The following is a 20,860-nucleotide window of genomic DNA, read 5'->3' on the forward strand; positions in this document are numbered from 1 at the left end:
CGCACCTGATTCCTTTCCGCCCCACAGGCGGTTTCCTGAAAATTTCCCCATTATTTCTACGAGCCTGTTCTGCTCATGGCAGGTTCATCATCACAACATCTTTATTTACCGACACAGAAATGTGCAAACACCGTGTCAACGATCTCATTGGTCGCGCGCTCCCCTGTCAGCTCCAGCAGAGCAGAAACAGCGCTCTCTACCGAAACAGTCACCGCATCCAGCGTCATGCCGCCGGTTAAAGCATCCATCGCTTCTTCCAGGCGTTCCTTTGCGCGGCGGGCAGTATCACGCTGGCGTTCGGTGAACAGGATCCCCTCGGAGGGATTCAAATCCGCCGTATGGAGAAGCTGTTCCACCGCCCGCTGCAGCTCAGCAAGACCGTCGCCGCTTCTTGCAGAAATATATACGTATTGTTGAAATTTATTTTGAATATACTCAGTGTCAATTTTTTGTTCCAAATCACTTTTATTGATCACCGCAACCGCCGGCGTTCCAGATAAACGAGAGATCAGCTCCTGATCCTCCTCCGTCAGCGGTGAAGAGGAGTCAAACACCGCCAGCACCAGCTGCGCGGTACTTAGGCGATCTTTGGCGCGGTCAACCCCAATGCTCTCCACCGGGTCATCTGTTTCGCGCAGGCCCGCCGTATCTGCCAGACGCAGAGGAACGCCGCCAAGCAGCACTGTTTCCTCCACAATATCGCGCGTGGTGCCGGCATACTCCGTCACGATGGAACGTTCACACCCCGCCAGCAGGTTCATCAGAGTCGATTTGCCGACATTCGGCCGGCCGACGATCACCGTATCGACCCCCTCCCGCAGCACTCTCCCGGCATCGAACTGGTTGAGCAGCCGAGTCAGATCATCCTGCACACTTTGCAGGGAAGCTTTGAGAGAGGACTCATCCAATTGGGGAATATCCTCCTCCGGGTAATCTGCCCACGCGGAAAGATGGGCTGCGACGGTGAGCAGCTGTTCCCGGCTTCCCTGAATCCGGCGATAAAGAGCGCCCTCCCGGCCCGCACGCGCGGTGCGAAGCGCCTGGCTGCCCTGTGCGCCGATCAGCTGCATCACCGATTCAGCCTGGGTCAGATCCATTTTTCCGTTCAGAAACGCGCGGCGGGTAAATTCACCCGGCCCGGCCGGGGAAGCGCCCGCAGCCAGAACGGAATCGAGCACACGGCGCAAAAGGTACAGCCCGCCGTGACACGAAAGCTCCACGACGTCTTCACCGGTGTAGCTGTGGGGCGCAACAAACACGGTGGCCACCGCTTCATCGATCCGCTCTTTCGACTGGCTGCCAAAGCGGCAAACCCATCCATATAAAGCGGTATAGCCGGGTATTTCTTCTATTTTCTGTCCCCTGGCCGAAACAAACACGCGGCCCGCAATCTGCCGCGCACCGGGGCCGGAAATCCGGATAACACCAATTCCGCCGGGAGCCTGCGCAGTCGAAATCGCCGCAATGGCGGAAGCTTTCTGTTCCATGATTCTCTCCTTTTGTACCACAAAAAGCGGCTCGTTTTACGAACCGCTTTTCTTTCGTTCTTATCCTTGCGAAAAAGTCAATTTTCCTTTTTCGTTTCAATCTTGCTGTACAGAGGGCTGTTGCCCTTTTTCACCGGACGGCTATCTGCAGGCTGCGAATAAGAGTCTCTTTGATCATGCTGCGCAGGCCGTCTGTCTCTGGAATCGCGTGAAGGGGAACGTCCGCCAAAGTTCTTATTGCCGCCCTGCGGCCGTCCGCCGCGGTCTTTATGGAAATCCCTGCCGCCGCGCGAAGAACGGTCATTCGGCCGGCGGAACGCGGGGCGCTCGCCGCCTTCGGGCCCAATTACCACATGGCGTGCCAGATCCTCTCCCTCACTCCAGGATTTGACACCCTCAACCTCCTGCACCGCCGTGTGAATGATGCGGCGCTCGTAAGGGTTCATGGGCTCAAGGGAGCAGTTGCGCTGGGTTTTGAGTGCTTTTGCAGCCATCTTCTTGCCGAGTGCTTCGAGTGTTTCTTTCCGCTTCTCGCGGTAATTTCCAATGTCGAGCGTGATTCTGTAATAAGAATCCTCCACATGATTTGCCACCAGGCCGGAAAGATACTGAAGAGAATCGAGCGTTTCTCCTCTGTGGCCGATGATAAAGCCGATGTCGTCGCCGGTGAGAGTCAAAAGGGCACCATTCTCCTGCTCGGCGATCGTAATCTCTACCGAGGGAATGCCCATCTGCCCCAGAACCTGTTTGAGGTAATCTGCGGCCGCCTCTGCGGGACCAGATTTGATGAATGCGCGTACTTTCGCGGGTGCGCCGCCAAAAAGGCCGAATTTCTTTTTCTCAGGGAGCTCCAAAATTTCAAATTCCGCTTCATGTGATTCTACTCCGAGCAGCTTGCAGGCCTCTTCAAACGCCTGCTCCACGGAATCTCCCGTTGCAATCGCTTCTTTAACCACCTTCGCACCTCCAAATATTGAATCAGAAAACCGCTATTTTTTCTTCCCAAGGTAGCTGTCTTGACCACCTGTGGATTTTCCGCTCTTCTTTTTCTGGCCGGATTCTTTTTTCACCGCAGACTGCTCGTCCTTCCGATTCTCCTGAGGAACGAATTTTTCCCCGGGATACTGGCGAAGATGCGATGGCAGCGGCTCTAATGCCGCTTCTTCCAGCTCCAGCAGCGCAACACGCTGTGCCTCCGCCTTTGCAGTCAGGGACGCCGGGCTGAAAAACGCATGAACCAAAAGCACCTGAATCAGGCTGGTGAGGGTAGAAATAATCCAGTAAAAACCTACCGCCGCGGGAACGGACATGGCAAATACGGCAGAAATCGCCGGCAGGCCATACAGCATCCACTTCATGCAGCCCTGCTGCTGCTGCATTGCAGGCTGCAGACGAGTCGTAATTACCTGAGTAATGATAGAAGAAACAAGGCACAAAACGGGAATCAGCCACAGATTCGTCTGGAACATGGATACGAGCTTTCCAAAAAAGCTGGTAACCGAGGTGTCTGTGGGGGTACCCAAGAGGTTCAGCCCCAAGAAGTTAAAGCCGGAGCTGAGCGACTGTATTTTCGAAAGCTCGTCATCCGTGAACATCGTCAAATAAGGACGAAGTACGGAGAAATGACGAACAATTTCCATTTCATTGTAAAAACCGTTCTGGTAAGTAAACGAGCCGCTGATGCCGGGAACAGTCTGCAAAATCGAAACTGCCTGGGTTACGGCCTCTTTCCCAAGGTGCAATGCGTTCGAAAGAGGATTGATCACGGTGTAGTACAAACCGATCATGATCGGGAAAGGGATCAGCATGGGCAAGCAGCCGCTGGCGGGGTTGTACCCCTCTTTTTCATACAGCTTCTGCATTTCGTCGTTCATCTTTACACGGTCGTTGCCGTATTTTTTCTGCAGCTCTTTTTGCTTTGCAGAAAGCTTCGAGTTGGCCGCCATCGATTTTTGCTGATTGATGGAGAACGGGAACATCACGATTTTAAGAACAATGGTAAATAAGATGATCGCTACGCCATAATTCTTAAAAAGCTGATAAAAAATCCACAGCAGATACCCCAGAAAGCTGCCGAAAAAATTGCCTATCCCAACCATATAAAAACCTCTCTGTATCAAATTTCAATCTGCACTCCCCGTGCGGGAGCGCCACGTGATGGAGCTATACGAAAGGCAAACAGCAAAATCGCACGAAGCACTATTGCAGTACGCCGTTATTTTCTTTTGCTGAAAAGTCTGCCGAGCAGACTTTCTCCCCGCTCCGGAACGGGATCGTATCCCCCGGGGTGAAACGGATTACAGCGAAGAATACGCCAAATGGCCAGCAGAGTTCCCCGAATCACACCAAACCGTTCAATCGCCTGAATCGCGTAGGCGCTGCAGGTGGGAACAAAGCGACAGCTTGGCTGCCTTTTCATTGGGGAAATCCATTTCTGGTACCCCTGTATCATTGCAATAAAAATGCGCTTCATTTTAAAACACCAGACTGAGACAAATGCTTTCGCATATCACAGAGGATGTCCGTACTTTTGACAAACGGTGTTTTCGCCCGCGCCACAAAAATCAGATCATACCCACCCGAAAGCTCCGGCATCAGCTGCCGGGCCGCTTCGCGGATGATGCGGCGGGAACGGTTGCGTTTGACCGCGTTTCCCGTTTTTTTGCTGGTGGTAATGCCCACCCGAATACAGTGCGCGCGATTTTTCAGAACATAAGTGACCAGAATCGGCGACACAAAGGACTTGCCCTTCGCGTAAGCGCGGCGAAAGCTGCTGTTTTCACAAATCGGGACTATTTCGCTCATTGTGAAACCTCAACCTCCCCATATCCGGCCTTTCTGAAAAACAAAACAAAGAAAGGCCACACTGCGGTGGCCCTTTCAAAGCTTCAGTAAGACAAACGCGCTCTTCCCTTGGCCCTGCGGCGCGCCAAAACTTTGCGGCCGTTTCTATCGGACATTCTCTTTCTGAACCCATGCTCTTTTTTTCTGTGGAGCTTCTTAGGCTGATAAGTTCTCAGCATGAAAAACCCTCCTTTCGGGTACAAACCTTGCAATTTAGCATTATAGCCTAATCACAGGCAAACTGTCAATAAAAAAATACAAATCCGCCCGATTCCGCTTTTGCATCATCATACCATACAACAGCCCAAAAAGAAAGCGATTTTGCTATAAATTTTAATGGTATTTTTTTTCTAACCAATCTACTTCATCTATTATGGCTGCTGCCGTCAAAGCATCAACAAAATTATAGGTCATCCTCGTAGCAATATTGGGATCAGTTAATCAGGCAGATCAAAGATCAATACAAGAAAATAGTAGAAAAAAAGAAAGAACATATTTCATTTAGCGGCTTTCCCCTTGATAGAAATCTTATCTTATCCATTCTGGATGAAATTTACTATGGTTTTAAAAAACAAAAATATCCACAGTACCCCAACATGTTGTGAAAAGTCAGAGTCAGCGCCAATATTTTCGCAAAGTTTTTCACAATCCTGTTGATAAGGTGTTTAAAATGATTTGAAAATTTTTGATCTTTATGCTATTATTATGTTAATTATCCGTGTATAACCGAGTTTGCATTTCGCACGTTGTGTTTGTCTGATCTGTTCAGGCGGCAGCTCGGTTTTTCTTTATTTTTTTATCTCACCGAAAGGTATGATTGTTTTTATGGAATCCTTTACCGAAGCCTGGGGCCTTGTCTGCGATTTCTGCAAAGCCCGCATCACAGAGGTGGCCTACACCACCTGGATCCACCGGATCCGCCCTGTCAGCCTGGATTTTAACAAGGGAATTGCCGTGCTGGAGGTTCCGAACGAATTTCACCTTCAAACTCTGACCCGGTGCTACACTTCTCTTCTTCAGGAAGCATTCAACGAAATCTTCGGCGAAGGCATTCAGATCCAGCTCTGTACCCCCGAACAGCTGGTGCAGAACAAAAAGCCGGACGCCGTACCGCTCTCGAAAGACGACTATGAGTACACCTTCGATACCTTTATCGTAGGGCCGTCCAACAAATTCGCGCACGCGGCCTCCATGGCGGTGGCGACGAAGCCTGCGGTTTTGTACAACCCCCTGTTCATTTACGGAAACTCGGGCCTTGGCAAAACGCATCTTCTGTACGCCATCTGCAACGAAATTTCAAAGAATTACCCCCAGATGAACATTATCTATATTAAAGGGGACGAATTTACCAACGAGCTGATCGAAGCGATCCGCCGCGGTACCACCGTCGAGTTCCACCAGCGCTACCGCAAAGCGGACATCCTCCTCGTGGATGATATTCAGTTCATCGCAGGCAAGGATTCGACACAGGAAGAGTTCTTCCATACCTTTAATACGCTGTATGAAGCAAAAAAACAGATCGTGCTGACATCCGACCGGCCGCCGAAGGATATCGCAACGCTGGAGGAACGGCTGCTGACCCGTTTTGAATGGGGCCTGACCGCCGATGTGCAGCCGCCGGATTTTGAAACGCGTATCGCGATCATTAAAAGAAAAGCAGAGCTGCTCGAAATTGATCTGCCCGACAACGTGGCCGAATATATTGCGAACCGCCTGAAAAACAACATTCGTCAGCTTGAGGGCGCCGTCAAGAAGATGAAGGCGTACTATCTGCTGGCCGGCGAGGCGCTGAGCATCTCCACCGCACAGGCAGCAATCAGCGATATCATCAACAATCACCAGCCCGCGCCGATGACGATCGAAAAAATCATCGAAGAGGTGGCCCGCACGTTCGGCACCTCCCCCGAGGATATTCGTTCACCGAAGCGTTCGGCCAACATCTCCTCCGCGCGGCAGATTGCCATGTATGTGGTGCGCGAGATCACCCAGCTGCCCATGACCTCTATCGGCGAGGCGTTCGGCGGCCGCGATCACTCTACTGTAGTCTACGCGATCCAGCAGGTCGAAAAGAATATCGGCCGCGATCCGAAAACGCGTGACACCGTTCAGGACATCATCAAAAACATCCGCGACCGATAACAGTGTGATTACTCACTGTATTATTACAAATAGTATAATCTAAAAAGTGGAGAACACCTCCACTTTTCCACAAATCAGGGGAAAACTCGATTTTTCTCTGTGAAATCTTTTAAACTTCTTTTCAACATTCCCCACAGAGTTTTCAACAGCCTGTTAAAACTCAAAAAATCTCTCAATACTCTCAACAAATACTCCACAATGGATTCTGGAAAACAAAATGGTCTTTGCTCCTTGGTGCTTCTGACTTCTCACAGCTTTTCCACTTTTCAGAATCCCCTACTACTACCGCTAAATCATATCTATCATTTCTACTCTAAATAACGTAAGGTGGTAAGAACGATGAAGATAATATGCGACCGCAAGGAATTGGTGGAAGCAGTGTTGAATATTCAGCGGGCTGTTTCCTCTAAATCCTCCATTCCAGCCCTGGAAGGAATCCTTTTGCAAACAAAAGGGTCTGATTTATTTCTGTGTGGCTATGATTTGGAGCTGGGTATGACGACAACCCTGCCGGCTCAGGTTGAGCAAGCAGGCAGCGTGGTGCTTTCCGCCCGTCTGTTCGGTGACATTGTGCGTCGCTTACCGGGCGACGATGTTTCGCTTTCGGTCGATGAAAAGAACGTCGCTTCCATTATCAGCGGAGCCAGCGAATTCTCCATTGCGGGCATTCCGGCGGAAGAATATCCTGAGCTGCCCTCTGTTTCGAGCGAAACCTCGATCGAGGTGCCGAATGGGATTTTGAAAAGTATGATCCGCCAGACTCTGTTTGCTGTTTCTGAAAGCGATATGAAACCAGTACATACCGGAACGCTGTTCGAGCTGAGTGAAAATCAAATCCGCCTGATTTCTGTGGACGGTTACCGTCTTGCGGTTCGCGAGGAGCCGATTGCGTGTGATCAGGACACCAGTTTTGTTGTTCCGGGAAAAACCCTTTCCGAGGTATTAAAGCTTCTTCCTGAAAATGAGGAAAATCTGGCGTTGTCGATCGGTCGCAGGCATATCCTGTTCCAGATTGGCAGCTATACGCTGATTTCCCGCCTGCTCGAGGGTGAATTCCTCGATTATCGGGCGGCGATTCCGGCTTCCCACACAACAGAGATCCTGGTAAAAACCAGAACCTTTATCGACAGCGTGGAGCGCGTTTCGCTCCTGATTACAGACCGCCTGAAAAGCCCGCTGCGCTGCGTGTTCGACGAAAGCCGGATTCAGCTCTCCTGCTCCACGGCGATTGGCCGCGCCAGCGATGAACTGGAAGCGCAGAGCACCGGCGGAACACTCGAAATGGGCTTTAACAACCGGTATCTTCTGGATGCGCTGCGCAATACCGAATGCGACGAGGTAAAAATTCAGCTCAGCGGAGCGCTCAGCCCCATGAAGGTCGTCCCGAAGGACGGCAACAGCTTTTTGTTCCTGGTTTTGCCGGTTCGATTGAAGAGCGGCGTTTGAGTGCTTAGGAGGAATTATGGAAATTATTTCAATTGATACGGAGTTTATCCGTCTGGATGCACTGTTAAAGCTGGCGGGCGCGGTGGAAACCGGCGGCCATGCCAAGCTGGCTGTTCAGAACGGAGAGGTTCTGGTCAATGGCGAGGTTTGCACCATGCGCGGTAAAAAAATGCGCGGGGGCGACCGGGCGGAATATCAGGGAAATATCTACGAGGTGAAGACCCTGTGATCGTCAGCCGGCTTTCGTTTTTACACTACCGCAATCTGCGTGAGGGGGAGTTTCTCCCTGACCCACGCATGAATGTGATTTTTGGACAGAACGCGCAGGGAAAAACCAATTTGCTCGAAGCGCTATGGCTGTTTACGGGCGGCCGATCGTTCCGCGGCTCGCGCGACAGCGAGCTGATTGCCTTTGGGCAGGACGCCGCGCGGCTGCAGATCGATTTTTTTAGTGAAGAGCGCGACCAGAGCGCGGTTCTGACGATTCAGAACAAAAAACGCTCCGCCGCCATCAACGGTGTACAATATGGCGGTGTCATGGAGCTGGTGGGAAAATTTCGGGCAGTGATTTTTTCGCCGGAGCATCTTTCGCTGGTAAAAGACGGCCCCGCTTTGCGCCGTTCTTTTCTGGACGGCGCGCTGTGCCAGCTTCGCCCGGTGTACGCAAAGCTTTTGTTCCAGTATAACCGGGTGCTTCAACAGAGAAACGCGCTGCTGAAAGATATTCCCCGCCACGCCGAGCTGCTCGATACGCTTGAAATTTGGGATGAAAAGCTTGCCCAGCGCGGCGCGCGGCTGATTATGGAGCGAAGTGAATATGTCCGCCTGCTTTCCGAACCGGCCCGGCGGGTTTATGAAGGGATTTCGGGCGCGCGAGAGCGATTTTCTATCTGTTACCGCACGGTTTCCGGCGAAGAGCCGCAGACAGAGGAGCAGTGGCGTCAGTATTTGTTCGACCTGCTCGGTCGCTCCCGCAGGGAAGATCTTTCCGCGGGCTTTACGACGGTCGGCCCGCACCGGGACGACCTGGAGATCCGGGTGGATGAACGGCAGGCGAGAAGTTTCGGCTCGCAGGGCCAGCAGCGCTCTTGTGTGCTGGCGTTAAAGCTGGCGGAGGCGGAGCTTCTGCAGACTCTTTCCGGGGAAGCGCCGGTGATTCTGCTTGACGATGTGATGAGTGAGCTTGATTCCGGCCGGCAGGATTTTCTTTTGCATCAGCTTGGGGAAAAGCAGGTGTTTTTAACGTGCTGCGACCCCGAAACAGCAGCCCGCTATTCCGGCGGCGGAAGATTTGAGATGGAGCAGGGACGGCTGACCGTCCGGCAGTAAGGATGTGTTTTATGTATCTCCACCTGGGGCAGGACACCGTCATTCAAACGAAAGACATCATCGGGATTTTCGATCTTGAAAATTCCACGATTTCAAAATATACCCGCGAATACCTCGCAAAGGCGGAAAAGGAAGGCAAAGTGGTTAACGTCAGTATGGAAATGCCGAAATCCTTTGTGCTTTGCTGTGACAGAGCGGAACAAATAACGGTCTATATTTCGCAGATTTCTTCCACCACGCTGCTTAAGCGAAGCAGGTTTATGGAAAACCTTTCGAATGTGTAGCAAAATGCCGGAGGGCGGAAGAAAACAGGAAAGGAATGGCGAAGGCCTATGAAGCTGCAATTGCCGGTTTGCCCCCACTGCGGGCAGAAGGTCGGTTATGTGAGAGCTTGGTTTTTAAAGCAGGAGGGAGAATACCGCTGCCCGAACTGCGGCGGATTTTCCGGTGTGTTTTTGAGTACCGCGGCGCCGATGTTCGGCTCTATCGCAGTGGTCATCTCGGTTGTGGTATTTCTGGTGCTCCGCCTGGTCACCGGCGGCCTGCCGTTTTACGGGGTGCTGCTCATGGCGCTCCCCTATGCTCTGTTCTTTCTCGCCGCCCCGTTCCTTGTCCGGCTGAGAAAGCCGGGAATGCGCAAGCGGCCCCCGGCTCCGCCGCGGCCCGGTACACCGCCGCCGTATCCTCCGGGCAATCGTTCCGGTCAGGGTCCCGATGAAAATCATTCTTTCAGACGCTTTTAACTGATTACAATCTGTTGATATATAGGAGGGTTCTACTTGGAGTTTAGCGAAATCACTCAAACTGACCAAAATTACGACGAAAATCAAATACAGGTTCTCGAAGGCCTCGAAGCAGTCCGGAAACGCCCCGGTATGTACATCGGTTCCACCGGGCCGCGCGGTCTGCATCATTTGGTGTACGAAATTGTGGACAACGCCATCGATGAGGCGCTGGCCGGCTTCTGCGATCGCATCATCGTCAAGATTCTGCCGGGCAACATCATCAGCGTTGAGGACAACGGCCGCGGTATTCCTGTGGGAATCGAGCATAAAACGGGTATCTCTGCGGTTACGGTCGTATTTACCATCCTGCATGCCGGCGGCAAATTCGGCGGCGGCGGATACAAGGTATCCGGCGGCCTGCACGGCGTCGGCGCGTCGGTGGTAAACGCGCTTTCCCAATGGCTGGAGGTTGAAGTCTTCACCGAAGACGGCGTTTACAGCCAGCGTTTTGAGCGCGGTGTGGCTGTGACGGAGCTGACGAGAACGGGTGACAGCGATCACACCGGTACAGTGGTGCGTTTTCAGCCGGATTCGGAAATTTTTCAGGAAAGCATCGAATTCGAATACGATATTCTGCAGAATCGTCTGCGTGAACAGGCCTTTTTGAATGCCGGCATTCACATTGAGCTGGACGACGACCGTAACCCGGAGCACCTGGTTCACAATGTGTACCAGTACGAAGGCGGTATCCGCAGCTTTGTCGAGTACCTGAACAAAAAGCGTTCCCTTGAGGTCATTCACGAGAACGTGATCTACTTTGACGCCGTCGCGGCCGACGACAATGCCACTGCCGAAGTGGCGATGCAGTACAACAACAGCTACAATGAGCTGATGCTGTCGTTCGCGAACAATATTCACACCACGGACGGCGGTACGCATGAGGACGGATTTAAGCGTGCTTTAACCAGAATCATGAACGACTACGCCCGCAAATATAATATCCTAAAGGAAAACGATAAAAATCTTTCCGGCGAGGATGTGCGCGAGGGCCTGACGGTCATCATCAGCGTCAAGCTGAAAGAAGCACAGTTCGAAGGCCAGACGAAGGCGCGGCTTGGCAATACGGAAATTGCCGGTCTTGTTTCGCAGATGATGAGCGATAAGCTGACGACCTATCTTGAGGAGAACCCCTCCGTCGCGCGCGCGATTTTTGAGAAGGCGTTATCCGCCGCCAGAGCGCGTGAGGCTGCCAAAAAGGCAAGGGAGCTGGTTCGCCGCAAATCGGCGCTCGAATCCGCCGCACTCCCCGGTAAGCTTGCGGACTGTCAGTCCCGCAACCCGGAAGAAACCGAAATTTACATCGTTGAGGGAGACTCCGCGGGCGGCTCCGCCAAGGGCGGACGCGACCGTAAATTCCAGGCGATTCTTCCCCTTTGGGGCAAGATGCTCAACGTGGAGAAGGCCCGCCTTGACAAGGTGTACGGCAACGAAAAGCTGATGCCCGTTGTCACCGCGCTCGGCTGCGGCCTTGGCGAGGAATTCGATCTGAGCAAGCTTCGGTACGGCAAGATCATCATCATGGCCGATGCCGATGTCGACGGCTCGCATATCCGTACGTTGCTGCTCACCTTTTTCTTCCGCTTTATGCGGCCGCTGGTGGAGCAGGGCCACATCTATCTGGCACAGCCGCCGCTGTACCGTATTACCCGGGGAAAAAATCACCGGTATGCGTACTCCGATAAGCAGCGCGATGCCATTATGGCAGAGCTTGGCGGTACCAACTATGATATTCAGCGCTATAAAGGTCTTGGTGAAATGGATGCCCAGCAGCTGTGGGAGACCACCATGGACCCGGAAACCCGTACCATGCTCAAGGTAGAGATGGAGGATGCCGCGGCAGCGGACGAAACCTTCACCATTCTGATGGGCGACAAAGTGGAGCCCCGCAGACTGTTTATTGAGCAGAACGCCAGATTTGTTTCAAATCTGGATATTTAACCTGCTGGCGCCCGGCTTGGGCACCGGCCAAACAAAAATCGGGAGGAAAATCAGAGATGGACGACAATCATCGAACACAGCCAAATGAGATCGATCAGGCGGAACAGGAAGAAGCTCCGGAATCTTCGCAGCCGGGCAATTCTCAAACGCTGAACCTGGTGGCGGATGAAGATGCCGCTGAGTATGAGGAGCAGCAGACAGGTGTGCGCTTTTCATTTGTTCTTCGGCGCGAGGAATTTTACGAGGCGCTCAGACGACAGGAGAGTCATAGCCCCGCTTACAAAAAGAAGATCCGCTGGCTGATGCTGGTCGGCGCTGTGGTTGTGGTTTGCCTGGTTCTGGGAATCGCTATGCCGGAGGAAGGCGGACGGCTGCTCCGGATTGCGCTTCTGGGCGCACTGGCAGGCTTTTTCGTCTGGATTTCGCCGCGTTTGCGCATGAACGGAATGGCAAAACAGCTGACAACGGGAGAAGAGGTCAATGTGGCTGTTTATCCGGATGAGGTTGCCATTGCGGTGGGAACCAACCACTGGAACATACCGCTGGACGATACGGCAAAGATGGATTTGACCCAGCAGCTGATCCTGCTGCACAGTGAAGGGCGCAGCCTGGTAATTCCCCAGCGCAGCATCGACCCGGCGATCCGTGCGGATGTGCTTGCGATCCTCACAGCCGGCACGCAGAAATATGAATGAACAAAATCATCTGGTTAAAGATTTGATTTTTGGAAAAGGAGGCGGCGAAAATGGCGGAGCTTTCACGCGAGGCCCCGGTTTTGGTTCTGGAGCAGCAGCTCAGTGCGGAAGATTACGCACAGGCGGCTTTGCTGTATGAAAATACTCTGTTCCCTTTTCGCCGGTACTGGGTGCGGGCGGGCATCTGTATTTGCGCCGCCGTGCTGGTAGCGTCGGCGATCCCGTGGTATTTGTCACAGTTCGCCACGGCGGTTGTTCCGATTTGTGCGATTGTATTCTTTTTAGCGCTCGCGCTGTATTTCTGGCGGGAGCAGCCACGCCGGCGTCTTCACGGCTCGGTGCTGCAGTTCTGCAGCAGCAGGCTGCTGCGCCTTCCCGGCAAGATTTCGGTTTATCAGAACGGAATTGTGCTGGAAAACGATGCGGAAACGCTGAGTGAATTCTGGACCGATTTTTCCGGCTGTGTGGAAGGGCACGCGTATTATGTGCTTTGGGGCGGCATCTCCCGTCCGCTGCTGATTCTGAAAAAAAGCGTGCTTTCCCCCGAGCAGGCTGAGCGCCTGAGCGCACACCTGAGGAGTACGTTTGCCGGGCGCTGCCACCTGGAAAACGGCGGGAGATTCCGATGACCCGGCGGGAGCAGGGCGGCCACCAGGCGGTGGTCAGCTTTCTGATGACCCGGGAGGATTATGTAAACAGCAAGCAGGCTGCGGCGCGTGCGGCCTGCCGTTCGGCAGAAATTCATTTTCTTCGCTGGGCCGGGTTTCTGTTGGTAGTTACCGGCATTGTACTGCGTGTCTTTTTCGCGGTGAACGGGTACAGCCGGATCCTTTCCACCCTGATGGTGCTGCTGGGCACGGCGATCGGCTTTGCCATCGATAGCTGGCAGCCCGCGCTGATCCGGCATCAGGCGCAGCGGTACTACGATACGCACGGGGAGCGCATGCTGGCCCAGACAATGATATTTGACGAAGAAACCATGTCCATCCAGACAGACCGGTACCGGGTTCAGCTGCCCTATTCGTACCTGTACCAGGTGTATGAGGATGGAAAGATGTTTTTACTATATACAGGACAAAACGAGCTTTGGGTTCTGCCCAAGCGGGCGCTGCCCCCCTGGGACCTGGTGAAGGTTCGGGAGCTTTTGAAACGGAACGAAAATTACAAGCGGGAAGGTGTCCGATAAATGGAGGAAATGCAAACAAACCGGGTGATTAACGTTGACCTGGAAAAAGAGATGAAACAATCCTTTCTGGATTATTCCATGTCGGTAATTATATCGCGTGCGCTGCCCGATGTGCGCGATGGCCTCAAGCCGGTGCACAGAAGAATTCTGTACACCATGTTTGAAAACGGCCTGATGCCGGAAAAGGGCTACCGCAAATGCGCGGATACGGTCGGCGCCGTGCTGGCTAGGTATCATCCGCACGGTGATGCGTCGGTTTACGACGCTCTGGTGCGTCTGGCACAGGATTTCTCGATGCGCTACATGCTGGTAGACGGTCACGGAAACTTCGGCTCTGTGGACGGTGACCCGCCTGCTGCCTACCGTTATACCGAGGCGCGTCTCGGCAAGCCCGCCGTGCGCATGCTCACCGATATTGAAAAAGACACGGTCGATTTCCGTCCGAACTACGACGACCGTTTGAAAGAGCCTGTCGTTCTGCCTGTTCGGTTCCCGAATATTCTGATCAACGGCTCTACCGGTATCGCCGTCGGCATGGCGACGAACATTCCGCCCCATAACATGTGCGAGGTGATCGACGGCCTGTGTGCGCTGATCGATAATCCCGACGCGACGATGGAAGAGCTCATGGAGCACATCAAGGGGCCGGACTTCCCCACCGGCGGCATCATCATGGGCCGCAGCGGAATCCGCGCGGCATATGGTACCGGCCGCGGCCGCATCATCGTGCGCGCCCGCGCCGAGATCGAAGAGGAAAAGAACGGCCGCTTCAAGATCGTTATTTCCGAGTTGCCGTATCAGGTCAATAAGGCCCGGCTGATTGAAACCATCGCCGATCTGGTGAAGGACAAGCGGATCGAGGGTATCTCGAATATTGAAGACCACTCCGACCGCAACGGCATGCACGTCGTGATCGACGTCAAGCGCGACGCGTCGCCGCAGATCGTGCTGAACCACCTGTATACCTACACCCAGATGCAGACCACCTTCGGCGTCATCATGCTCGCGATCGTGGACGGCGAGCCGAAGACCCTGACACTCAAGGAAATCCTGCAGGAATATGTCCGTTTTCAGGAGAGCGTCATTGTGCGCCGCACGCAGTTCGAGCTGCGCAAGGCGCAGGAGCGTGCCCATATTCTGCGCGGTCTGCAGATTGCCATCGATAATATCGACGAGGTTATTTCCATCATCCGCAGCTCCAAGTCCATCCCGATGGCGAAAGAGCGCCTGACGGAGCGCTTTGAGCTGGACGACATCCAGACCCAGGCCATCGTACAGATGCCGCTGGGCCGCCTGACCGGTCTCGAGCGCCAGAAGCTGGAGGACGAGCTTGCCGCGCTGATGGTCAAGATTGCCGATCTGGAAGATATTCTGGCGAATGTACCGCGTCAGCTCGCCATCATCAAGGAAGAGGCTTTGGCAGTCAAAGCCGAATTCGGCGACGAACGCCGCACCGAAATTGCGACGATCAGCGGCGAGGTCGATATTGAAGACCTGATTCCGCAGGAAGAGTGCGTTCTGACCATGACAAACTTCGGCTACGTCAAGCGCCAGAAGGTGGATACGTATCACATTCAGCGCCGCGGCGGCCGCGGTGTTTCGGGCATGACCCGCCGCGAGGAGGATGTGGCGACCGAAATGTTCATCATCAACAGCCACGACTACGTGCTGTTCTTCTCGAATCTGGGCCGTGTGTACCGCCTGAAATGCTACGAGGTTCCGGAGGGTTCCCGCACCAGCAAGGGAATCAATATTGCGAACCTGCTGCCGCTTTCCTCCGGTGAAAGCGTCACCTCGATGGTTCGTGTGCCGGAGTTTGACGAGGAAAGCTACCTTGTCATGGTCACGAAAAACGGCATCATCAAGCGCACCGTGCTCAGTGCTTACAATACAGCCCGCAAGGGCGGCGTGATCGCCATCGATCTCGACGAGGGCGATTCGCTGAGCTGGGTTCGCCGTACCGACGGCAACCGCGAAATGCTTGTTGCAACGAAAAAGGGTATGTCTATCCGCTTCCGCGAAACGGATGTCCGCGCTATGGGCCGTACAGCCCGCGGTGTGAAGGCCATTACGCTGAAGGAAGGCGACTGCGTTACCGGGCTTTCCACCATCCGCGAGGGTGGATTGGTGCTCACTGTTTCCGAAACCGGCTATGGGCGTCTTTCCCCCATCACCGATTACCGCACGCAGTCCCGCGGCGGTAAGGGTCTGCTGAACTATCACGTGGAGAAATACGGCGACGTGGCTTCCATCAAGGTGGTTGACCCCGACGACGACGTGATTATCATTTCTTCCGACGGCGTCATCATCCGCATCCATGCGGCGTCGATCCGCGTCTGTGCCCGCCCGAGCAAGGGTGTGCGTGTCATGCGTGTGAACGGCGTGGAGAACCGCGTGGTCACTCTGGCCAGAGCACCCCACGACGATGAGGAAGAAACCGACGATTCCCTGATTGAGGACGACGGTTCCGCCGAAAGCGCTGAAGACCTGGTGGAAGAAGAGGTTCTCGACGAGGCGGCTCCCGAGGACGAGGATGTTCCTGAGGAAGAATAAAGCAAAAAGCGCCCCCAAATAAAAACCGGGGCGCACAAAAAGAAGCGCCTGTTCCAACTTTTCTGCTGGAACAGGCGCTTTATGCTTTTCTCTCCGAAGAAGAGAGAAAAAGCTGTATTGTGATAGGAGCTAACAAAAAGCGATCATGAAATACCAGCGATAGATAAAGCACTTGAAATTGGATAAAATAGGAGCTATGCAAAGGAAATCTGAAATTGTAAGAGCAAAATTTTTTATAATATGATCAAAATGTCTGCTTATGACTGCGAGGCCTGGCAAACATTGAGGAAGGAAAGAAAAATGATTGGGAAAATAAAGAGAGGCAAAAAAACACCTGTCGTAGGGGCTTTTTTCACGATTGCTGCGGCTGGCCTAGGTGTGAGCAGGTATTTTCACAATAATCTTCATTATGATGAAGGGCTTATGAAAAAAGTATGGCAAGCGGGCTTTGAAGAAAAGCGGATTACGCTTCCGGATGGCTCCGTAATCAATTACGGCGAAGGCCCTAAAAACGGCCCGGCACTGCTTTTGATTCACGGGCAATCGGTTGCGTGGGAAAATTATGATACCGTACTGCCGGAGCTTTCAAAATCGTTTCATGTTTTTGCAGCGGATTGTTACGGCCATGGGCAGTCGAGCCACAACGCGAATTTGTATTCCTGCCGGGTAAACGGGCAAGCGTTCCTTTGGTTTATAGAGAATGTCGTGAAAGAGAGCTGTTATCTTTCCGGCCACTCTTCCGGTGGGATTCTTGCGGCCTGGATTGCGGCAAATGCGCCTGAATGGGTCAAAGGGCTTATACTGGAAGATCCTCCGTTTTTCCGTGTTACGCCGGAGGAGATACAGGAGAGAAAAGGCGCATTTGCCTGGCATGACGGATATGTTATCACACACAGCTTTTTACGTCAGGATGACATCACGGATTATCCCCTCTATTATCTGAAAAACAGCTATCTTCTTTCCCTGTTTGGGGGTCTGCAGGGGAAAATCGTTCGATCTGCAATAAAATACAGACAGCAAAATCCCGACCAGCCGATTAAAATTTCCTGGGTTCCGCACACATGGCTGCGTATGCTGCTGTATATGGACAACTATGATCCGAAATTTGGCGATACGTTTTACGATGGCTCATGGTTGGAGGGAATCGATCAGGAAAGCATTCTCAGGAGCATCAAGTGCCCTGTGCTCTATCTCAAGGCGAATACACAGTACGGAAAGGATGGCGTCTTATATGCGGCCAACACCGATGAGGATGCCAACCAGATTCAGAGCATGGTCGCAAATTGCAAGAGAATCAATAGAAAGTCCGGGCACGATATTCACTATGAACATCCGGATGTATTTCTGTCTGCATGCAAATCTCTATCAGCGGGTTGAATCCACAGAGAGCCCTGCTCGCTTCTTTTCGTTTTCCAGCTTCCAGTTGAGCACTTTATTGTTCGCGTCCCGCAGAATCGTAATCACTGCGCGGTTGGAATCCTCCCAGTACTGGTCCTGAATCCGCCGAATCATCTCCTCCAGCTCTGTGTAAAAGCTCAGGCCCAGAATCAGGTGCGATAAAAATTCAGAGGTTTTGGGACAGATGGTGTTGAACTGCACGTCCAGAATCTCACCGGTGGTCGTTTTGATCAGGAATGAGCCGATCAGAAGCTGGTTGCCGATGACAATAGGGTTCTTATTGACGGCTTTGGAAAAACCCACTACGCAGATCGTGTCTTCTCTGTGCTGCACAACGATTCCCTTCTTTCCTTCGTTCCCTTTTAAAAGATCCTCACGGCCCATCTGCCGCAGCCGGTCGGTCACTTTTGCCAGCGCGTCCTTCATGCATACGATCAGCGCGCGGCGGGAAAGGCCCCAGTACCGGCTTTGAATATTTTCCATGATCTGCGGAATGTCTGAATACAAACAGTAGCCGACGAGCAGGCTTTTTATAAAATTGCGGGTGGTACTGCAGATCATGTTTACCTCTGCGTCTACGATCTCGCCGGTTTCCGGTTCAAAGATCAAAATCACCAGAAGCCGGTCGTAATTAACGGCAATCGGATTTTCCGGCGTAGGTCTTGCCACCCCGGTTACGTATACCAGGCCGTTGGTTTTTTTCATCCTGTTCCCTGCCTTTCAAATGGCCGCCTGTGAACGCTTTACGGGCCTAAACTGCTTTTAGGGTAGCATATGAAAGGGGCAAAGTCAATCGCCGCACAGGGCATTCTGAACAGCGCTGTCAGCACGCGAAATGAAAGTTACAGAAATGTAAAATTCATTCATAGATTAGTCATAAAGTTAGTTGTGATTAATAATATTGATTTTTTTAGATAAAATGCGTTATATTTTGAAGCTTAACAATAATTTATTGATACTTCATACGAAATGATTGATTAAGTATTGACGGCGTGATTCAACTGTGGTATTAATATATGCAAGACTTCTATTGAAAAATTTTTTCCACGCTCCTGCCGCCCATTCGGAATGAGGAGTCCGAAACAACCTTTTCGGTTTGAGTTTTTTCGGATGGACGGCAAACCACACACAACTAAATCATGACTGAAAAAGGCAAATGATTTGATTTACAGAGATCGGGTTTCCCCCGGTTTCAAAGTAAAAAGGATCCTAATGCGTTGCAATTTATTTTGTAACTGTTAGGGTCCTTTTGCGTTCTTATTTGGAATATCCTGGCATGCCGCCATGATAATAACCCCACGGCACAAAGCAAGACAAAATTTTCGATGCCTGAGGGAACATTGGACCATCCAACCCGGCAAGGAATAGAGCTTAGCCTTTTTTAATAAGCTTGCTTGTGCGGGATCAGGCGTGCGGTGCGAAAGCCCGACGCCAAACAATTGACAGGAGGTGTTTTGGTTTTGTATGATCTGGTGATCAAGAACGGGATACTGGCAGACGGTACGCGTGCCAAACCGAAGTGGGCGGATATCTGCATGGAGGACGGGGTGATCGTAGCTGTCTGCGAGCGGTTCGAGGGCGAAGCAAAGGAAGTGCTGGATGTACAGGGGCAAATTGTCGCGCCCGGGTTTATCGATATTCACACGCACTCCGACGCAAGCCCGCTGATTCAGGATTTTGAGCCGCAGGCAAAGCTGTTCCAGGGGGTGACGCTCGAAATTACCGGCAACTGCGGGATTTCCACCATCCCGAGCAACGACCGGTACCGCGAAGAAATCAATCGCTATTATCAGGGGGCTCTGGCAGTCCCGATGGGAGCCCTTGAGCTGCGCGAGGATTCTGTTTCGGATGTGGCCAAACGGGCCGAACAGGCGCCGCCGTCGATCAACTACGGCATGCTCATTGGCCACGGTACGCTGCGCGGCAGCGTAATGGGCTTTGGACTACGCGATCCCGAACCGGCGGAGCTGGAACAGATGGAGCAGGTGCTCGACCGCGAGATGGAGCGAGGTGCATTCGGCATGTCGCTGGGGCTGATTTACCCGCCGAGCAGCTTTGGCAAGCTAGATGAAATGGCGGCCCTGGCCAAGGTCGTAAAACGTCACAACGGCATTGTTTCGGTACATATGCGCAGTGAGGGCCCGCGGATCTTTGAGGCCGTGGACGAAATGCTCGAGATGACCCGCCGCTCCGGCGTACACCTGCAGATTTCACATTTGAAGCTGATGGGAAAACCGCAGTGGGGGCGCGCGGAAGAGCTGCTCCAAAAACTGGAGGATGCCCGCGCAGAGGGCCTTACCATCACCTGCGACCAGTACCCGTACACCGCCACATCCACCAGTTTAACGGCGCTTTGCCCCAAGTGGGCGTTCGACGGCGGCGTGCAAAGGCTGGTGGAGCGGCTTGTGGAGCCGACTCCCCAGCTTCTTTCCGAAATCCGCGCCGAAATGGAGAATCGCGGTGGAGCCGAGGCGGTGATGATCGTTTCTACCATGGACCGTATGCCCGAAGCCAACGGCAGAAATCTGGCAGAGCTTTCAAAGCTTCTGGGCTGCCCGCCCGAGGAAGCGGCGGCCCGCTGCCTGGTAAAGAGCCAGGGCACCGTGGCCTGCAACTATTTCTGTCTGAACCAGGAGGATATGCTCCGTATTATGAAGGATATGCGTATCGCGGTGGGCAGCGACGGCGTCAACTATCCGTTCGACAGCGCTGTAATGGATGTGAAGGTGCACCCACGCAGCTATGGCACCTTCCCCCGTTTCCTCCAGACGGTGCGAGAGCATCGGCTGATGCCGCTGGAGGACGCGGTATACAAGATGACCGGACTGTCTGCAGAAATCCTCGGCCTTACCGACCGCGGCGTGATCGCGCCGGGCAAGGCGGCGGATATTACCGTTTTTGACGAAAACGCCGTAGAGGATCGCTGTACCTATCTCGATTCCATTCAAAAGCCGGCAGGGATTACCCATGTGATTGTCGGCGGCGTTCCGGCCCTGAAAAATGGTGAACGCACCGCTTCCAAATCCGGAAAAATTCTTCTGCACACAACATAAATATGGT

20 protein-coding genes are annotated in these 20,860 nt (G+C 53.0%); 13 read left to right on the top strand and 7 right to left on the bottom strand.

Going from position 1 to position 20,860, the window contains the following annotated elements; all coding sequences use genetic code 11:
- Positions 1–101: 101 nt before the first annotated feature.
- From mnmE to rpmH, 6 genes are all read right to left on the bottom strand, one after another.
- On the bottom strand, positions 102–1,487 hold the full coding sequence (mnmE, locus tag HMPREF1141_RS12435) for a tRNA uridine-5-carboxymethylaminomethyl(34) synthesis GTPase MnmE (protein ID WP_009064889.1): 1,386 nt from the start codon (positions 1,485–1,487) through the stop codon (positions 102–104).
- Positions 1,488–1,564: 77 nt separating this feature from the next.
- Positions 1,565–2,443, bottom strand: coding sequence for an RNA-binding cell elongation regulator Jag/EloR (jag, locus tag HMPREF1141_RS12440; RefSeq protein ID WP_009064844.1), 879 nt, complete (start codon positions 2,441–2,443; stop codon positions 1,565–1,567).
- A gap of 33 nt (positions 2,444–2,476) precedes the next feature.
- The gene (locus tag HMPREF1141_RS12445; protein WP_009064857.1) at positions 2,477–3,586 is read right to left on the bottom strand and encodes a YidC/Oxa1 family membrane protein insertase; all 1,110 of its coding nucleotides are present in this window, start codon (positions 3,584–3,586) and stop codon (positions 2,477–2,479) included.
- Positions 3,587–3,702: 116 nt separating this feature from the next.
- Positions 3,703–3,960, bottom strand: a complete 258-nt coding sequence (gene yidD, locus HMPREF1141_RS12450; protein WP_009064839.1) for a membrane protein insertion efficiency factor YidD — start codon at positions 3,958–3,960, stop codon at positions 3,703–3,705.
- Positions 3,957–4,292 (bottom strand): ribonuclease P protein component, encoded by a 336-nt coding sequence (gene rnpA, locus HMPREF1141_RS12455; protein ID WP_009064964.1) that lies wholly within the window; start codon positions 4,290–4,292, stop codon positions 3,957–3,959. The genes yidD and rnpA overlap by 4 nt, the downstream gene beginning before the upstream one ends.
- 83 nt (positions 4,293–4,375) lie before the next feature.
- Positions 4,376–4,510 carry a 50S ribosomal protein L34 gene (rpmH, locus tag HMPREF1141_RS12460; protein ID WP_009064849.1) on the bottom strand — a complete coding sequence of 45 codons (135 nt, stop codon included), beginning with the start codon at positions 4,508–4,510 and terminating at the stop codon, positions 4,376–4,378.
- A 634-nt stretch (positions 4,511–5,144) separates the two neighbouring features.
- On the opposite strand from rpmH, the gene dnaA reads away from it, so the two are divergent.
- The 12 genes from dnaA (at position 5,145) to HMPREF1141_RS12520 (ending at position 17,779) form a co-directional block, all read left to right on the top strand.
- Positions 5,145–6,470, top strand: coding sequence for a chromosomal replication initiator protein DnaA (dnaA, locus tag HMPREF1141_RS12465; protein WP_009064867.1), 1,326 nt, complete (start codon positions 5,145–5,147; stop codon positions 6,468–6,470).
- 339 nt (positions 6,471–6,809) lie between these two features.
- Positions 6,810–7,916 (top strand): DNA polymerase III subunit beta, encoded by a 1,107-nt coding sequence (dnaN, locus tag HMPREF1141_RS12470; RefSeq protein ID WP_009064971.1) that lies wholly within the window; start codon positions 6,810–6,812, stop codon positions 7,914–7,916.
- 16 nt (positions 7,917–7,932) lie between these two features.
- Positions 7,933–8,145 carry an RNA-binding S4 domain-containing protein gene (locus HMPREF1141_RS12475; protein WP_009064943.1) on the top strand — a complete coding sequence of 71 codons (213 nt, stop codon included), beginning with the start codon at positions 7,933–7,935 and terminating at the stop codon, positions 8,143–8,145.
- Positions 8,142–9,245 carry a DNA replication/repair protein RecF gene (gene recF / locus HMPREF1141_RS12480; protein WP_009064962.1) on the top strand — a complete coding sequence of 368 codons (1,104 nt, stop codon included), beginning with the start codon at positions 8,142–8,144 and terminating at the stop codon, positions 9,243–9,245. Before HMPREF1141_RS12475 ends, recF begins: the two co-directional genes overlap by 4 nt.
- Before the next feature lie 11 nt (positions 9,246–9,256).
- On the top strand, positions 9,257–9,529 hold the full coding sequence (locus HMPREF1141_RS12485) for an extracellular matrix/biofilm biosynthesis regulator RemA family protein (protein WP_009064926.1): 273 nt from the start codon (positions 9,257–9,259) through the stop codon (positions 9,527–9,529).
- 48 nt (positions 9,530–9,577) lie between these two features.
- Positions 9,578–9,988 carry a hypothetical protein gene (locus HMPREF1141_RS12490; protein WP_009064930.1) on the top strand — a complete coding sequence of 137 codons (411 nt, stop codon included), beginning with the start codon at positions 9,578–9,580 and terminating at the stop codon, positions 9,986–9,988.
- A gap of 36 nt (positions 9,989–10,024) precedes the next feature.
- Positions 10,025–11,968 (top strand): DNA topoisomerase (ATP-hydrolyzing) subunit B, encoded by a 1,944-nt coding sequence (gene gyrB, locus HMPREF1141_RS12495; RefSeq protein ID WP_009064885.1) that lies wholly within the window; start codon positions 10,025–10,027, stop codon positions 11,966–11,968.
- Positions 11,969–12,024: 56 nt separating this feature from the next.
- A complete protein-coding gene (locus tag HMPREF1141_RS12500) occupies positions 12,025–12,663 on the top strand; it encodes a hypothetical protein (protein ID WP_009064937.1) in 639 nt (212 codons plus the stop codon).
- 50 nt (positions 12,664–12,713) lie between these two features.
- The gene (locus HMPREF1141_RS12505; protein WP_009064851.1) at positions 12,714–13,292 is read left to right on the top strand and encodes a YcxB family protein; all 579 of its coding nucleotides are present in this window, start codon (positions 12,714–12,716) and stop codon (positions 13,290–13,292) included.
- Positions 13,289–13,849: a YcxB family protein gene (locus HMPREF1141_RS12510; RefSeq protein ID WP_009064952.1), complete on the top strand. Its 561-nt coding sequence runs from the start codon at positions 13,289–13,291 to the stop codon at positions 13,847–13,849. The genes HMPREF1141_RS12505 and HMPREF1141_RS12510 overlap by 4 nt, the downstream gene beginning before the upstream one ends.
- Positions 13,850–16,402: a DNA gyrase subunit A gene (gyrA, locus tag HMPREF1141_RS12515; protein ID WP_009064945.1), complete on the top strand. Its 2,553-nt coding sequence runs from the start codon at positions 13,850–13,852 to the stop codon at positions 16,400–16,402. It abuts the gene before it with no gap.
- A 423-nt stretch (positions 16,403–16,825) separates the two neighbouring features.
- Positions 16,826–17,779 carry an alpha/beta hydrolase gene (locus HMPREF1141_RS12520; RefSeq protein ID WP_242824609.1) on the top strand — a complete coding sequence of 318 codons (954 nt, stop codon included), beginning with the start codon at positions 16,826–16,828 and terminating at the stop codon, positions 17,777–17,779.
- Here HMPREF1141_RS12520 and HMPREF1141_RS12525 read toward each other — a convergent pair.
- On the bottom strand, positions 17,768–18,505 hold the full coding sequence (locus HMPREF1141_RS12525) for a DUF3870 domain-containing protein (protein ID WP_009064904.1): 738 nt from the start codon (positions 18,503–18,505) through the stop codon (positions 17,768–17,770). The genes HMPREF1141_RS12520 and HMPREF1141_RS12525 overlap by 12 nt on opposite strands.
- Before the next feature lie 755 nt (positions 18,506–19,260).
- Here HMPREF1141_RS12525 and HMPREF1141_RS12530 point away from each other — a divergent pair.
- Positions 19,261–20,853 carry a D-aminoacylase gene (locus HMPREF1141_RS12530; protein WP_035317092.1) on the top strand — a complete coding sequence of 531 codons (1,593 nt, stop codon included), beginning with the start codon at positions 19,261–19,263 and terminating at the stop codon, positions 20,851–20,853.
- The last annotated feature ends 7 nt before the right edge of the window (positions 20,854–20,860 follow it).

Source organism: Clostridium sp. MSTE9, assembly GCF_000277625.1.
In the GTDB taxonomy this organism is placed as follows: Bacteria; Bacillota; Clostridia; order Oscillospirales; family Acutalibacteraceae; genus Faecalispora; species Faecalispora jeddahensis.

Excerpts from the sequence above, each read along its gene's own strand:
- mnmE (WP_009064889.1), bottom strand. The coding sequence starts at position 1,487 with ATGGAACAGAAAGCTTCCGCCATTGCGGCGATTTCGACTGCGCAGGCT.
- HMPREF1141_RS12445 (WP_009064857.1), bottom strand. The coding sequence starts at position 3,586 with ATGGTTGGGATAGGCAATTTTTTCGGCAGCTTTCTGGGGTATCTGCTG.
- yidD (WP_009064839.1), bottom strand. The coding sequence starts at position 3,960 with ATGAAGCGCATTTTTATTGCAATGATACAGGGGTACCAGAAATGGATT.
- rnpA (WP_009064964.1), bottom strand. The coding sequence starts at position 4,292 with ATGAGCGAAATAGTCCCGATTTGTGAAAACAGCAGCTTTCGCCGCGCT.
- rpmH (WP_009064849.1), bottom strand. The coding sequence starts at position 4,510 with ATGCTGAGAACTTATCAGCCTAAGAAGCTCCACAGAAAAAAAGAGCAT.
- dnaA (WP_009064867.1), top strand. The coding sequence starts at position 5,145 with ATGATTGTTTTTATGGAATCCTTTACCGAAGCCTGGGGCCTTGTCTGC.
- dnaN (WP_009064971.1), top strand. The coding sequence starts at position 6,810 with ATGAAGATAATATGCGACCGCAAGGAATTGGTGGAAGCAGTGTTGAAT.
- HMPREF1141_RS12475 (WP_009064943.1), top strand. The coding sequence starts at position 7,933 with ATGGAAATTATTTCAATTGATACGGAGTTTATCCGTCTGGATGCACTG.
- HMPREF1141_RS12485 (WP_009064926.1), top strand. The coding sequence starts at position 9,257 with ATGTATCTCCACCTGGGGCAGGACACCGTCATTCAAACGAAAGACATC.
- HMPREF1141_RS12490 (WP_009064930.1), top strand. The coding sequence starts at position 9,578 with ATGAAGCTGCAATTGCCGGTTTGCCCCCACTGCGGGCAGAAGGTCGGT.
- HMPREF1141_RS12500 (WP_009064937.1), top strand. The coding sequence starts at position 12,025 with ATGGACGACAATCATCGAACACAGCCAAATGAGATCGATCAGGCGGAA.
- HMPREF1141_RS12505 (WP_009064851.1), top strand. The coding sequence starts at position 12,714 with ATGGCGGAGCTTTCACGCGAGGCCCCGGTTTTGGTTCTGGAGCAGCAG.
- HMPREF1141_RS12510 (WP_009064952.1), top strand. The coding sequence starts at position 13,289 with ATGACCCGGCGGGAGCAGGGCGGCCACCAGGCGGTGGTCAGCTTTCTG.
- gyrA (WP_009064945.1), top strand. The coding sequence starts at position 13,850 with ATGGAGGAAATGCAAACAAACCGGGTGATTAACGTTGACCTGGAAAAA.
- HMPREF1141_RS12520 (WP_242824609.1), top strand. The coding sequence starts at position 16,826 with ATGAAAAAAGTATGGCAAGCGGGCTTTGAAGAAAAGCGGATTACGCTT.
- HMPREF1141_RS12525 (WP_009064904.1), bottom strand. The coding sequence starts at position 18,505 with ATGAAAAAAACCAACGGCCTGGTATACGTAACCGGGGTGGCAAGACCT.